Source organism: Rhodococcus sp. 4CII (genome assembly GCF_014256275.1).
GTDB lineage: Bacteria > Actinomycetota > Actinomycetes > Mycobacteriales > Mycobacteriaceae > Rhodococcus_F > Rhodococcus_F wratislaviensis_A.
Map to the genome: position 1 here is coordinate 439,675 of NZ_JACCFE010000002.1, position 14,637 is coordinate 454,311.

Consider the following 14,637-nt stretch of genomic DNA (forward strand, 5'->3'; position numbering starts at 1 on the left):
TTCAGGCCGATTCCGTGCCCGCCGCCGGAACGCCGGTCGTGGCGCTGCGCGACCATTCCAGGAACCGGCCGACGGCCTGCGTCACCGAGATGCTGCGGATCGAGGGGAACACGTCGAACGCGTGCTGCGCCCCCTTCAGCTCCGCGTAGGCCACCGGGTTCCCGGACACGTCGCGGAGCCGGTCGACGAAGATCCGCGCCTCGGCGACGGGAATGAGCGAATCGCTGGTGCCGTGGATCACGAAGAACGGCGGGGCGTCGGCCCGCAGATGCGCGAGCGGGGACGCGGCCCGGTAGTCGTCGGGGAACGTCGCCTGTTTGCCGAGGACCATCGGCATGAGACCGGAGTGCACGCGTTGCAGGACCGCCTTGATGCCGGTGTCGCCGGCGATGTCGTAGACGCCGTAGTACGGAACGCACGCCTGCACCGACGTGTCGACGTCCTCGAACCCCGGCTGGAAACGGCGGTCGTTCGCGGTGAGACCGACCATGGCGGCGAGGTGACCGCCCGCCGAGCCACCGGTGACGGCGACGAAGTCGGGGTTGCCGCCGTACTCCTCGACGTTCTCTCGGAGCCAGGCCAGGGCCTGCTTGATCGCGATCAGATGTTCCGGCCACTTCGCCTTCGGCGACAGCGGATAGTTGATGGCCGCGCACACCCATCCGCGTGAGGCCATCTCGAGCATGAGCGGCAGACCCTGCTGATCCTTGTTCCCGATCACCCATCCCCCGCCGTGGATCTGCAGCAGGACCGGGCTCTTCGACGGCAGATCCTTCCGGTGGTAGATGTCGAGCCGGGCCCGGCGTCCGCCCGGCCCGTACGCGAGGTTGCGGACCCGGGTGACCGTCTCGTTCCGCATCCGGAACGGGTTGAGGAGTTGCCGCCAGACCGGTCGGCCCGGGCGTTCGATGGCCTTGTCGCGGTCGGTGTAGTTCTCGCCGAGCGCCTCGACGAGTGCGGATTCGGCCTCCTCGCCCGCGCCTCGGCCGGCGGCGACGACCACGGCGAGCCCGGCGGCCGAGGCCGCGGCCAGGGCGAGCCCGACCCGGTCGCTTCGCGTGCGCGCTCCTCGACGGGCGGTGTGCTGAACGACGTCGGCGGCGGTCACGGTGAGAAGGTGCGGTGCGAGTTCGGTCGTGAGCCATCCCGAGAAGAAGGCGACCACCGACGTGGGCGCACCGGGCAGGGGACGCAGGGCGTTGGCGGCGAGTGCGGCGCCGACCGCCTGCCGGAGAGCGAAGCCTCGGGTCATGTCCCCACCGTAGAACATGTTCTACTCGTCGCCCGGGCCACCCCTACTGCGCGCGGGATCGAGAACCGGACGGTCGGCGCAGCCATCGCGCCGACCTCGCACTTCGGCAACGAGATGGACCACCTACTAGAACGTGTTCTAGTATCTGACCATGCAGCGACTCAGTGGTCTCGACGCGTCCTTCCTCTATCTCGAAACGTCGACGCAGCTCCTCCACGTCTGCGGGGTAATCCGTCTCGACGTCTCGACGGTTCCGGGCGGATACACGTTCGCCGGACTCAAGGCCGAGCTCGACGCGCGCACCGAGTCGATTCCGGCGTTCCGGCGCAAGCTGCAGGACTCCCGGTTCAACCTCGACCACCCGGTGTGGGTGGAGGACACCGACTTCGACATCGACCGGCACTGCCATCGCGTCGCCCTACCCGCACCCGGCGGTCGCGACGAGCTGGCCGAGCTGTGCGGCGACATCGCCGGACTCCCCCTCGACCGTGCCCGGCCGCTGTGGGAGATGTGGGTGATCGAGGGTCTCGCGGACGGTGCCGTGGCCGTGATGTCGAAGATGCACCACGCCGGGGTCGACGGCATCACCGGCGCGAACATGATGGCCCAGCTGTGCGGTCTCGCGGCGGACGCACCCCGCCCCGGCCGCGACGAATCCGCCGAGAGCGCGGGGCAGGCGAGCACCCTGGACATCGCCGTTGGCGGGCTGCTCGCGGTCGCGTCCCGGCCCGCGAAGCTGCTGAGAATCGTCCCGCAGAGCCTGACGCTGCTGCCCCGGTGGATCGGCCGGGCCCGTCGGGGCGAGGCGATGCCCGCGCCGTTCACCGCTCCACGCACCTCCTTGAACGGCACGTTGACCAGTCACCGCAATCTCGCGTTCACCCAGCTCGACCTCGAGAAGGTCAAGACCGTGAAGAACGCGTTCGACGTCAAGGTCAACGACGTGGTCCTCGCCCTGTGCTCGGGGGCGCTGCGGAAGTACCTGCAGAACCGCCGGGAGTTGCCCGACAAGTCGCTGGTCGCCATCGTCCCCGTCTCCGTCCACGGCAAGTCGGACCGGCCCGGCACCAACCAGGTGTCCGGGATGTTCACCCAGCTCGGCACCCAGATCGAGGACCCTGCCGAACGACTGCTGGCCATCGGGGAGCACAACTCGACGTCCAAGGAACACAACGAGACGCTCGGCGCGAGTCTGCTGCAGGACTGGTCCCAGTTCGCCGGCCAGGCCGTGTTCGGCACCGCCATGCGCCTCTACTCGACCCTCGGCCTGGCCGACCGGCATCCGGTGGTCCACAACCTGGTGATCTCCAACGTGCCGGGACCCACCGTTCCGCTGTATTTCCTGGGCGCGTTGATCACGGCGATGTATCCACTGGGTCCGATCTTCCACGGCGCCGGGCTCAACGTGACGGTGATGTCGCTGAACGGTCAGCTCGACGTGGGCCTGATGAGTTGCCCGGAGCTCGCAACCCCACCTGTGGGACCTCGTCGACGCCTTTCCCGAGGCGTTGGACGAACTCGTCGAGGCCGCGGCGGCCCGGTCGTGAACCCGCCGGTGCGCTGCGGGAATCCTGAAGCGACGTAGAGTCAGCTGTCATGTCCGAAGTCACCGACGACGCCTCGTCACCCGTTCCCGCCGAAGAGCCCGCACGGCAGGTAGTGCCCCTGCTCGCGCCGCGGGACGGCGTACCCGAGGTGGTCACCACTGCGGAGGGCGTCGCGAAGGCGGCCGCCGCGCTCGGCGAGGGCACCGGGCCGCTGGCCGTCGACGCCGAACGCGCGTCCGGCTTCCGCTACTCGGCGCGGGCGTATCTCGTGCAGCTGCGACGGGAGGGTGCGGGGACGGTTCTCCTCGACCCCATTCCCACCGCCGCCGATCTCGCCCCGCTGGCGGAGGTGATCAATCCGCTGGAGTGGATTCTGCATTCCGCCGATCAGGATCTGCCGGGGCTCGCGGAACTCGGCCTGTCGCCGGCAACCCTGTTCGACACCGAACTGGCGGGCCGGCTCGCCGGGTTCGAACGGGTCGGGCTCGCTGCGATCGTCGAACGCACCCTGGGCTTCGAACTCCGGAAGGGTCACGGCGCCGCGGACTGGTCGAAGCGGCCGCTGCCCGATTCCTGGCTGAACTATGCGGCCCTCGACGTCGAAGTCCTCGTCGAACTGCGGAACGTGATGGCGGCGGAACTCGACGAGCAGGGCAAGAGCGAGTGGGCCGCACAGGAATTCGAGCACATCCGGCTCGCCGGGCCGCCCAGGCCCAAGCCGGACCGCTGGCGCCGGACGTCGCACATCACGTCGCTGAAGACGCAGCGGCAACTCGCCGCGGCCCGCTCGCTGTGGCAGGCGCGGGAGGATCTCGCCCGCCGACGCGACGTCTCCCCGAGCCGGGTGCTTCCGGATTCGGCGATCATCGACGCGTCGACGAAGGACCCGCGGAGCATCGACGCGCTCCGGGCGCTGCCGGTGTTCGGCGGCCCCCGTCAGCGACGGCATTCCCGCATCTGGCTCGAGGCACTCGAGGACGCCCGCGCACTGCCGGATTCCGACCTCCCACCCAAGACCCCGCCGATCACCGGACCGCCGCCGGCGAGCCGGTGGGCGCGGCACGACCCCGCTGCGGCCGAGCGGCTGACGGCGGCCCGCGCCGCGATGGCCGCCCTCGGCGAGAACGTGTCGGTTCCGGTCGAGAACCTGGTGACGCCCGAACTGGTGCGGAGAGTGTGCTGGGATTGGGCGACGCCCGGGGACGGCGACATCGAGGCGGCGATCGACCGGGTGCTCGACGCGGGCGGGGCCCGCCCGTGGCAACGGCTGCTGACCGTCCCCGTGCTGGCCACGGCACTGACGTCGGCGGGGCGGGCGAGCGCCGCCGACGACTGATTTCCCGCGCCGATCGCGGGGCGAACACGCGAATTCCTGATGAGGTACCCATTAAGTTACCCACGAGTAACGGCCGGGGTACGCTGGTCTGGAGGCCGGACGCCTGGCCGTGATCCGGAACCAAACTGCTCCATCAGGAGGAATTCGCGTGGCTCCATCCACCACATCTCAACGCAACGTCGTGTTCGTCGACGGCATCCGCACTCCGTTCGGCAAGGCCGGGCCCAAGGGCATGTACGCGGATACCCGGGCGGACGACCTCGTCGTCAAGACCATCCGTGAGCTGCTGCGGCGCAACCCGCAGCTCGACCCCGCCCGCATCGACGAGGTCGCCATCGCCGCGACCACGCAGACCGGCGACCAGGGCCTCACCATCGGCCGCACATCCGCGATCCTGGCCGGGCTCCCCGAGACGGTCCCCGGCTTCGCCATCGACCGCATGTGCGCCGGGGCAATGACGTCCGTCACCACCACCGCCTCGGGAATCGGCTTCGGCCAGTACGACGTGGTGATCGCCGGCGGAGTCGAACACATGGGCCACCACCCGATGGGCGAGGGCGCAGACCCGAACCCGCGCTTCCTCGCCGACCGCCTCGTCGACCCCAGCGCGCTCGTCATGGGGAACACGGCCGAGAATCTCCACGACCGGTTCCCGACCATCACCAAGGACCGCACCGACTCCTACGCCGTCGCGAGCCAGAACAAGTACGAGGCCGCCCGCAAGGCCGGTTTCATCGCCGACACCCTCGTACCCGTCGCCACCCGGTCCGCGGCCGGGTGGGGCCTGGCCACCGAGGACGAGCCGCCGCGTCCGGGCACCACGCTCGAGGACCTCGCGAAGTTGAAGACGCCGTTCCGTCCCGCGGGCCGCATCACCGCGGGCAACGCGGCCGGGCTGAATGACGGCGCCACCGCCGCACTGCTCGCCGGCGAGGACACCGCCACCGAACTCGGACTGCCGATCGGCATGCGGATGGTCGGATTCGCGTTCCAGGGTGTCGATCCCGCCGTCATGGGCATCGGCCCGGTCCCCGCCACCGAGAAGCTGCTGGCCCGCACCGGTCTGAAGATCGAGGACATAGGCCTGTTCGAGATCAACGAGGCCTTCGCCGTCCAGGTACTCGCGTTCCTCGAGCACTACGGCATCGCCGACGACGATCCGCGCGTCAACCAGTGGGGCGGCGCCATCGCGTGCGGCCACCCCCTCGCGTCCTCCGGCGTCCGCCTGATGACCCAGCTGTCCCGCCAGTTCGCCCAGCGCCCCGACGTCCGCTACGGCCTGACCACGATGTGCATCGGTCTGGGCATGGGCGGCACCGTGATCTGGGAGAACCCGAACTTCGATGGAGCCAAGTAGATGACCGACATTGCAACGGCATTCGCCGAGGAGGTCGTGACCCACGCGTACACCAAGATCGTCGCCGTACCGGGCATCGAGGGCCCGGTCGCGCTGATCACCCTCGACAACGGCTTCGACCACACCAAGCCGTCGTCGTTCGGTCCGGGCGGCCTGGCGGCCCTCGACGCCGCACTCGACGAGGCGTTCGCCGCCCACCCGGTCGCGATCGCGATCACCGGCAAACCCTTCATCTTCGCCGCCGGGGCGGACCTCAAGGGTGTTCCCAGCATCACGAACCGTGACCAGGCCCTCGAACTCGGCCGGCTCGGGCACAAGGTGTTCCGCCGGCTGCGCGAGTCGTCGGTCCCGACGTTCGCGTTCGTCAACGGCGTCGCACTCGGCGGCGGGCTCGAGGTCGCACTGCACAGCCACTACCGCACCGCGTCCGAGAGCGCGGGCGCGCTGGGTCTGCCCGAGACGTTCCTCGGTCTGGTTCCGGGCTGGGGCGGAACGCAGTTGCTGCCCAACCTCATCGGTCCGTCGAACGCCGTAACCGTAGTCATCGAGAACGCGCTGAACCAGAACAGGACGCTCACTCCGAAGAAGGCACTCGAACTCGGCGTCGTCGACGCGGTGTTCGGTTCCGCCGATTTCCTGGAGCAGTCGTTCGCGTGGGCCGCGCAGGTCCTGGCCGGCGAGATCACCCCGGCCCGCCCCGAGATCGACCGGGGCACGGGCTGGGACGACGCGATCGCCCGCGCGAAGGCGATCGTCGAGGGCAAGACGAAGAACAACGCACCCGGACCGGTCAAGGCCGTCGAACTCCTCGAGCTGGCCCGGACCACCGATCTCACCGATCCCGCCTCGCTCGACAAGGGCTTCGCCGCCGAGGACGAGGCGCTCGCCGACCTGCTGCTCGCCGACGAGCTCCGCGCGGGCCTGTACGCGTTCGACCTGGTGAACAAGCGGGCGAAGCGTCCCGCAGGCGCACCCGACAAGTCCCTCGCCCGCAAGGTCACCGGGGTCGGAATCGTCGGCGCCGGCCTGATGGCGAGTCAGCTCGCCATGCTGTTCGTCCGCCAGCTGAAGGTGCCGGTGATCCTCACCGACATCGACCAAGAGCGCATCGACAAGGGCGTCGGCTATGTCCACGGCGAGATCGACAAACTGCAGGGCAAGGGCCGCCTGTCCCCCGACGCGGCGAACCGCCTCAAGGGTCTCGTGTCCGGTTCACTCGACAAGGCCGCGTTCGCGAACACCGACTTCGTGATCGAGGCCGTGTTCGAGAACATGGACGTCAAGAAGAAGGTGTTCGCCGAGCTGGAGCAGTACGTCTCACCCGAGACGATTCTCGCCACCAACACCTCGTCGCTGTCGATTACCGAGATGGCGGCGGACTTGAAGCACCCGGAGCGGGTCGTGGGCTTCCACTTCTTCAACCCGGTCGCCGTGCTGCCCCTGCTCGAGGTCATCAAGGGCGACAAGACCGACGACGCCACGCTGGCCACGGCGTTCGCCACCGCCAAGGCGCTCAAGAAGTCGGCCGTCGGTTCCGCCGACCTGCCCGGGTTCGTCTTCAACCGGCTCCTGATCCGCACCCTCGGTGAGGTCATGAACGCGGTCGACGAGGGCACCCCGTTCGAGGTGGCCGACAACGCCATCGCCGAACTCGGCATGCCGATGACACCGTTCACCCTGCTGGCCCTGGTCGGGCCGGCGGTCGCGCTGCACACCGGCGAGACCCTCGCCGAGGCGTACCCCGAGCGGTTCCACAACTCCCCCGGCCTCGAGGCGCTGGTCGAGGCCAGGAAACCGGCGGTGTGGAGTTACGGCGCCGACGGCGCGCAGGTCGTCGACCCCGAGGTCGCCGAACTGTGGAAGCAGGGCGACAAGGCGTCCACGTCCGAGGAGGTTCTGGAGCGCACGCGGCGCGCGTTCGCCGAGGAGATCCAGATCATGCTCGACGAGGGCGTCGTGGCCGCGGCCGAGGACATCGACCTGTGCCTGATCCTGGGCGGTGGGTTCGGCTTCTGGAACGGCGGCATCACGCCGTACCTGGACCGCACCGGCACGTCCGAGGCCGTCAACGGCAAGCGTTTCCTGGCACCGGGCGTCGCGAGCGTCTGATCCCCAGGTGAGTGGCGCAGTGTGCCCCGGCACGCTGCGCCACTCTCGTGCTCAGGGGACGGGGACCTGGTCGGCGGTGGCGAGCGCCTGGCGGGCGTAGGCCCGCACGTCGGCGTCAGTGTCCTCGAGTGCGGTGGTGAGCGCACCGACGGCGGCGCGGTCACCGGGCCACCGGCCGAGTGCGAGGACGGCGGCCTTGCGCACGTCGAGGTGCGCATCCGTCAGGGCGTCCGCCAGCGCTGGTACCGCGTCTCCGGGCTCCGCCCCGGCGAGGGCCCGCGCCGCGCCCTGACGGATCTGCCACGCCGGCTCCCGCAGGCCGGACACCGCGAGGGCCACGTCGTCTCCGCGGCAGCCCAGACCGGCGAACGCGGCGAGCGCGGCGGCCCGGACCAGCGGATCGCGATCGCCGGCCAGGAACCGGACGGTGTCGACGCCGCCGAGCCCGACGGTCGCCAGTCCCTGCGCGACGGTGATCCGCACCTCCCGGTTCTCGTCCTGTGCCCCCGAGGCCACCGACTCCCATCGGTCCAGCGACACCAGCGCGCGCACCGCGTCGATCCGGACGTGATGGTCGCCGTCGGACAGTGCGGTCAGGAACTGTTCCGCCGAACCCGCGTGCAGGGCGCGCAGAACGTCGACGACGGCGGCCCGGACCACGGCGTCACCCGACCCCAGGTGCCCGGCCAACCCGTCGGCGGACGGCAGCACCTCGACGAGTTCGCGCAGACCGTCCGCGGCGGCGCGGCGGACCGTGACGTCCCGGTCGCCGAGCGCCGCGATCACCGCGCCCCCGAATCCGTCGGGGGTTCCCTCCGTCAGCACCGACAGCGCCGTGACGCGGACCTGCGGGTCGGCGTCGCCCAGATACGGTGCGAGTTCGGCAACGCTCGGGGAGTCGAGTCCGAGGACCGCGACGATGGCCGGTGACGACGCCTCCTGCCGGACCGGCGCCGCGATGCGGGAGCGTTCCTCCACCGGCGCCCGACCCCCGACCAGCGGAGGCTGCGCGACGGGCAGGACCGTCCGGTCCTGGGGCGGAAGGGAATCGAGTCCGGGGACCGGCACGAAGTACGGTTCCACCGGCCGCTTGAGGAATTCCATGTCGCCGTTCTCGCCGCGGCGCAGATTCAGGTGGTATCCCCATGTGTCGTCCTGCTGGTCCGGCAGATCCGCGCGTTCGTGGTAGAGCCCCCAGCGACTCTCGGTCCGGGTCAGCGAGCTGCGGGACGCCATCTCGGCGCAGTCCCGGATGAATGTGACCTCCGCGCAGCGCATCAGCTCGTGCGGGGTGACGGCGCCCATCCCGGCGATCTCCCCCGCCATCCGTTCGAACGTCTCGACGGCGATCGACAGCTTGGCCGCCGTTTTCGGCGGTGCGACGTAGTCGTTGACGAAGCGGCGCAGCTTGTACTCGACCTGCGGCTGAGGCGGGCCGTCCGGGTTGCGCAGCGGCCGGTAGATCAGCTCGTGCGCGGCGGCGAGTTGCTCCGCGGGCAACGCGGCCGGCGCCTCGACACCCGGCAGGGTGCCGGTGGCGTGTGCCCCGGCGAGGTCGCCGTAGACGAACGCGCCGATCATGTAGTTGTGCGGGACGCAGGCGAGGTCGCCTGCGGCGTACAGCCCCGGGACGGTGGTCGCGCCGTGCTCGTCCACCCACACGCCGGATGCGGAATGTCCGCTGCACAGGCCGATCTCGGAGATGTGCATCTCGATGTCGTGGCTGCGGTAGTCGTGGCCGCGGTTCGCGTGGAACGTGCCGCGGGTGGGTCGTTCGGTGGTGTGCAGGATCGATTCGAGGGTGCCGAGGGTTTCTTCCGGGAGGTGGCTGACCTTGAGGTAGATGGGTCCGCGCGCGGATTCGATCTCGCTCTTGACCTCGCTCATCATCTGCCCCGACCAGTAGTCGGAGTCGACGAACCGCTCCCCCTCGGCGTTCACCTGGTAGCCGCCGAACGGGTTCGCGACGTACGCGCAGGCCGGGCCGTTGTAATCCTTGATCAGCGGATTGATCTGGAAGCATTCGATGCCGCTCAGCTCGGCGCCGGCGTGATAGGCCATCGAGTACCCGTCACCGGCGTTGGTCGGGTTCTCGTACGTTCCGTAGAGGTATCCCGACGCCGGCAGCCCGAGCCGCCCGCACGGACCGGTCGCGAGGATCACCGCCTTCGCCCCGACCGCGACGAATTCGCCGGTGCGGGTGTTCAGCGCGGCGGCGCCGACGGCCCGGCCGTTCTCCGTGAGCACACGGACAGGCATCAGCCGGTTCTCGATGCGGATCCTCTCCCGCATCTTCCGTTGCCGCAGCACCCGGTACAGCGCCTTCTTCACGTCCTTGCCCTCGGGCATCGGCAGCACGTACGAGCCGGAGCGGTGCACGCGGCGCACCGCGTATTCGCCGTACTCGTCCTTCTCGAACTTCACGCCGTACTTCTCGAGGCGCTGCACCATCGCGAATCCGCGGGTCGCCGTCTGATACACGGTGCGCTGGTTGACGATTCCGTCGTTGGCCCGGGTGATTTCGGCGACGTAGTCCTCGGGTTCGGCCTTGCCGGGGATGACGGCGTTGTTGACCCCGTCCATTCCCATGGCGAGCGCCCCGGAATGACGCACGTGCGCCTTTTCGAGCAGGAGCACGTTCGCGCCGTTCTCGGCCGCGGTCAGTGCCGCCATCGTGCCGGCGGTGCCGCCTCCGATGACGAGGACGTCGCAATCGAGACGGACGGTGTCGGCGAGGTCGGGGATGTCCATCAGTTCTCCGGTGTGTGGTTCAGCGCGGCGAGAACGTCGGCGCGCGCGGCACGGGTGTCGGGGTGGTCGAGGCGATCACGGTCCCGCGGGTGCGGAATGTCGACGAGTGCGCGCAGCGGCTCGCCGGCGCGGCCGAGCACGGCGACGCGGTCACCCAGCAACACCGCCTCGTCCACGTCGTGGGTCACGAACACGACGGTCGTCGGGTGCGTGCTCCACGTGTCGACGAGCAGTCGCTGCATGACGCCGCGCGTCTGGGTGTCGAGTGCGCCGAACGGCTCGTCCATCATCACCGCCCGGGGCGCCCCGGCGAGGCCGCGCGCCAACTGCACCCGCTGCCGCATGCCCCCGGACAGGTTCTTGGGCAGGAAGTCCCCGAACCCGGTGAGGCCGACCTCCGCGATCCAGCGATCGGCGACGTCCCGCCGCCCCTTGCGGGGTTCGCCGCGTAGTGCGAGGGCCAGCTCGATGTTGGAGCGCACCGTGCGCCACGGAAGCAGCGCATTGTCCTGGAACACGACGGCCCGGTCCCGGGACGTCGTCGTCACGACCGCGCCGTCGGCGACGACGCCGCCCGAATCGGGTGGCAGCAGACCGGCCAGGGCGCGCAGCACGGTGGACTTTCCGCAGCCGGAAGGTCCGGTGAGCACGAGGATCTCACCCGGGACCACCGTCAGCGACAGCGAACGGATGACCGGGTTGCCGGTGTAGGATAGGGTCACGTCGTCGAGGACCAGCGACATTCCGGCGGTCACGGACGGTGCCGCGGTGGTGGTCATGCGCGCTCCCCTCGCGGCAGCCAGCGGGTGACGCGTCTGCCGAGCAGTTCGACTGCGCCGGACGTGACGAACCCGAGGATGCCGATGGTGATCATCCCGACGAAGACGCCGGGGTAGTCGACGATCGTGTACGCCTGCCAAGTGCGGTACCCGACTCCGAGCCTGCCGGAGATCATCTCGGCGGAGATGACACAGATCCAGGCCACACCGATCCCGACCGACAGTCCGCCGAACACGCCGGGCAGGATGCCGGGCAGCACCACCCGGGACAGCACGTCCCAGCGCCCGCCGCCCAGCGTGCGCACCGAGTCCTCCCACAGCGTCGGCAGGGCCCGCACCGCGTGCCGGGTGCTCACCATGATCGGGAAGAAGGCAGCCACGAACGTGATGAACACGATGCCCGCCTCGTCGCTGGGAAACAGCAGGATCGCGACGGGCACCACCGCGATGGCCGGGATCGGCCGGGCGAGTTCCGTCAACGGCCCGAGGACGTCGGCGAAGAGTTCCGATCGGCCGAGGGCGATTCCGGTGGCCACGCCGACCACGGTCGCGAGCCCGAATCCGCTGAGGATCCGGAGCAGCGACTGCCCGAGGTCGAGGTAGAACAGCTCGGTCTGCAGCTGGGTGCCGAACGCGGACACGACGCCGGTGACGGTGGGGAGGGTGTCGAACCGCAACCACATCCGCACGTCGTGGGCGGTCAGCAACTGCCATGCGGTGATCGCGGCCGCGACCGACGCGATCCGGATGAACCGCGATCGCCACGGCGATGCCCGGCGGCCGGTCGTGGCCGGATCATGTTCTTCCACAGCAGATTCGGTGTCTGCGAGAACGGCCGACCGTTCCAGAGTGGTCACTGCCGGACCTCCTCGACCGCGCGGTCGTACGTGATCACGGCGCCCGTGGGGTGCGCCCGCTGGTAACGGTCGGCCGCGGCGCCGGTGGTGAACGGCAGGAAGGTGTCGCCGTCGCGGACCCACACCGATTTGTCCGCGAACCATCGGGTGCCCAGCTCGGCGTCGGGGACGTAGGCGGAGCGCACCGTGCGGCCCTCGGCCCGGGCCTGCTTCACCGCCCGCAGCAGGCACGTCGGGTTCGCGGCCGGCTGGGTGGCCGCGCCGTCGATCCAGACCTCCCCGGCGAGAGCGGGATCGTCCGCCGGTGCGGCGCACACCGGGTCGGTGCCGGTGACGGCGGCCGGATTGGCCGTCGACGCCAGGGCGGTGTCGTAGTTCTGCCCGTCGGCCTCGAACGCGGACCGGAGCGGCGCATCGTTCACGAAACCCCCGACGTCGAGGTCGGCGAAGTCGCCGATCGACTTCAGGTACGGCACATCGTTCTTCAGCGCATCGATCAGCCCGGGCTTGAGTGTCGTGTCGAACGACGTGCCACCCGGACCGTTGTACAGGTACACGACCTCCTGGGGCAGCCCGCTCGCGTCGGCGACGATCCGAGACGCCTCGAGCGGCTGGGTGCGGATGAACTGCGTGGCGTCGAGTTGTGCCCGCAGGAACGCGTCGAGAACTTCGGGGTGTTCGTCGGCGTAGACGTCCCGGACCACCACTCCGTGCAGGGTCGGCGTGTGGAGTTCGGCGCCGTCGTACAGCAGTTTGGCCTTGTCCTGGAAGACGAGAAGTCCGGGCCAGGCGACGAACTGCGACAACGCCGCCACCTGACCGGATTCCAGTGCCGAGGTTCCGACCTGCGGCTGCTGGTTCAGCACCTCGACGCCGGTGGCCGGGTCGATCCCGGCGCGGTCGAGCGCCCGGACGAGGGTGCCGTGGCCCGCCGAGCCGACGCTCGCGGACACCTTCCGGCCCGCCAGATCGCCGAGTGTGGTCGCCGGTGAGTTCGGCGGCACCACCACCATGTTCAGGGCACCCTTGGGGTTGTAGCCTGTCACCGACACGATCTGCGTCTTCGACCGCGGGTTCGCCTGGGTCCGGGAACCGTTGATCAGCATGGGGTAGTCGCCCATCGATCCGATGTCGATCTTCTCGGCGACCATCTGCGCGGTGATCGGCGCACCGGTGTCGTAGTCCTGCCATTCGACGGAGTACTTCGTCCCGGTCTGCTCGGTGACCTCCTGCAGTCGCTGCTCGAGGTACCCCTGCGCGCGGAGCAGGGTTCCGGCGGTGACGGTGTTGATCGTCTTGGACTGGTACCCGATCACCACCGTCACCGCGTCACCGTCGGCGGTGGCCGGTTCGAGGGAGCAACTCGTCGCCACGAGTGTCAGTGCCGCGGCGGCGATCGCGGCGGCGGGAAAGCGTCGCTTCATCTCAGTGGTCTTTCGGTCAGCGGAGGAGGTAGGGCATGTTCACGGTGACGGCGCCGGTCGGGCAGCGCGCCGCGCAGGGGCCGCAGTACCAGCATTCGTCGACGTGCATGAACGCCTTGCCGTTGTCGGGATTGATCGCCAGCGAATCGAGGGGGCAGATCTCGACGCAGAGAGTGCAGCCCTCGATGCACAGCGACTCGTCGATGGTGACGGGCACGTCGGCCCGTTGGTTGACCAAGGTCATGAGGTGAGCTCCCAGTTCGTGATGTCGGGTCGGCGGACGAGGTTGCCGCGCATGGTGATTCGGTCACCGCGCATGCGGATGTATTCGAGGTCGACGGGACGTCCGTCGACGAGCCGGGAGAGGCGTTCGAGCAGCAGCAGCGCCGCACCCTCCGGCGTCTGGAGGTTCGCGGCGGAATGTGCGTCGGCGTTGACGGATTCGATCGAGAGGTCGGCCGAGCCGAGGGGCTGACCGCAGACCTCCTCGATCAGCGCGAACACGTCGTTGGATTCGAGGTCGCGCCCGAGGATCTCGGCTCCGATGTCGGGAACGAGATAGGTCAGGTCGAGGCTGAGCGGCAGGTCGCCGAGGTAGCGGACCCGCTCGATGTAGACGGCGGGTTCGCCCGCCCCCAGCTGCAGTCGGCGGGCGACTGCGGGCGGCGGGGCGATCTCCACCGCCGCGCGCACGTCGTTGCGGACCTCGCCGTGCCCCTCGAGCGTCTCCTTCAGGCCGAGCAGGGCGCCCAGTCCGTGGTCGTACTTGCGCCGCGCCACGTGGGTTCCCACGCGCGGGGCCCGGTCGATGAGCCCTTCCTGCTTGAGCAGTGCCAGCCCGTCACGGACCGCGTTGCGCGACACGCCGAACTCGGCGGCCAGTTCCGATTCCGACGGCAGTCCCCGCTCGACGAAGGCATCCGCGTGGACCTGCTGACGGAGCAGGTCGGCGAATCTGCGCGCATGATCCGCGCGGGAACTGCGCGACGCCGCCTGGAGGGGAGTCGGATTCGCCACCACGGTCTCCTTCGTCGAATGTGCGTGTGAGCTGGACGAAGACTCACGCTAACGGCACTCCGCCGGGCCGGGAGCCGCGTCGGACGGGCACTCGGACCGCTCGTGCGAATCGGCCGGGTCCGCGACGGGACGGGCGCGCCTCACCTGCGTGAACGCGACCTCCACCGGGTAATGCGCCAGGTCGCGCCGATCCCGGGATTTGCAATCA

Annotated in this window: 10 protein-coding genes and 1 pseudogene; 4 read left to right on the forward strand and 7 right to left on the reverse strand. The window is 69.7% G+C overall.

All coding sequences use genetic code 11. The annotated features are described in order from the left end of the window. Position 1: 1 nt before the first annotated feature. Positions 2-1,252 (reverse strand): alpha/beta hydrolase, encoded by a 1,251-nt coding sequence (locus tag H0B43_RS02895; protein WP_185729374.1) that lies wholly within the window; start codon positions 1,250-1,252, stop codon positions 2-4. A 151-nt stretch (positions 1,253-1,403) separates the two neighbouring features. Between H0B43_RS02895 and H0B43_RS02900 the strand changes: the two are divergent. The 4 genes and pseudogenes from H0B43_RS02900 to H0B43_RS02915 all read left to right on the forward strand — a co-directional run bounded on the left by H0B43_RS02900 (position 1,404) and on the right by H0B43_RS02915 (position 7,601). After that, positions 1,404-2,799, forward strand: a pseudogene (locus tag H0B43_RS02900) (wax ester/triacylglycerol synthase family O-acyltransferase). Between the two features lie 49 nt (positions 2,800-2,848). Continuing rightward, the gene (locus tag H0B43_RS02905; RefSeq protein ID WP_185729373.1) at positions 2,849-4,135 is read left to right on the forward strand and encodes a ribonuclease D; all 1,287 of its coding nucleotides are present in this window, start codon (positions 2,849-2,851) and stop codon (positions 4,133-4,135) included. Positions 4,136-4,283: 148 nt separating this feature from the next. Then, positions 4,284-5,492 (forward strand): thiolase family protein, encoded by a 1,209-nt coding sequence (locus tag H0B43_RS02910; protein ID WP_185729372.1) that lies wholly within the window; start codon positions 4,284-4,286, stop codon positions 5,490-5,492. Next, entirely contained in the window at positions 5,493-7,601 is a 2,109-nt protein-coding gene (locus H0B43_RS02915) for a 3-hydroxyacyl-CoA dehydrogenase NAD-binding domain-containing protein (protein ID WP_185729371.1), read from the forward strand. It abuts the gene before it with no gap. A gap of 51 nt (positions 7,602-7,652) precedes the next feature. On the opposite strand, the gene H0B43_RS02920 is transcribed toward H0B43_RS02915, so the two are convergent. Genes H0B43_RS02920 through H0B43_RS02945 form a run of 6 tightly spaced genes read right to left on the reverse strand, consistent with a single transcriptional unit; the run spans position 7,653 to position 14,432 of the window. Then, complete coding sequence (locus H0B43_RS02920) at positions 7,653-10,352, reverse strand: fumarate reductase/succinate dehydrogenase flavoprotein subunit (RefSeq protein ID WP_185729370.1); 2,700 nt, start codon at positions 10,350-10,352, stop codon at positions 7,653-7,655. Further along, entirely contained in the window at positions 10,352-11,131 is a 780-nt protein-coding gene (locus H0B43_RS02925; protein WP_185729369.1) for an ABC transporter ATP-binding protein, read from the reverse strand. Before H0B43_RS02925 ends, H0B43_RS02920 begins: the two co-directional genes overlap by 1 nt. Next, positions 11,128-11,988 (reverse strand): ABC transporter permease, encoded by an 861-nt coding sequence (locus H0B43_RS02930; protein WP_185729368.1) that lies wholly within the window; start codon positions 11,986-11,988, stop codon positions 11,128-11,130. Before H0B43_RS02930 ends, H0B43_RS02925 begins: the two co-directional genes overlap by 4 nt. Then, positions 11,985-13,412: an ABC transporter substrate-binding protein gene (locus H0B43_RS02935; RefSeq protein ID WP_185729367.1), complete on the reverse strand. Its 1,428-nt coding sequence runs from the start codon at positions 13,410-13,412 to the stop codon at positions 11,985-11,987. Before H0B43_RS02935 ends, H0B43_RS02930 begins: the two co-directional genes overlap by 4 nt. A gap of 16 nt (positions 13,413-13,428) precedes the next feature. Continuing rightward, positions 13,429-13,656: a ferredoxin family protein gene (locus tag H0B43_RS02940; RefSeq protein WP_185729366.1), complete on the reverse strand. Its 228-nt coding sequence runs from the start codon at positions 13,654-13,656 to the stop codon at positions 13,429-13,431. After that, positions 13,653-14,432, reverse strand: a complete 780-nt coding sequence (locus H0B43_RS02945) for a GntR family transcriptional regulator (RefSeq protein ID WP_185729365.1) — start codon at positions 14,430-14,432, stop codon at positions 13,653-13,655. The genes H0B43_RS02940 and H0B43_RS02945 overlap by 4 nt, the downstream gene beginning before the upstream one ends. Between the last annotated feature and the right edge of the window lie 205 nt (positions 14,433-14,637).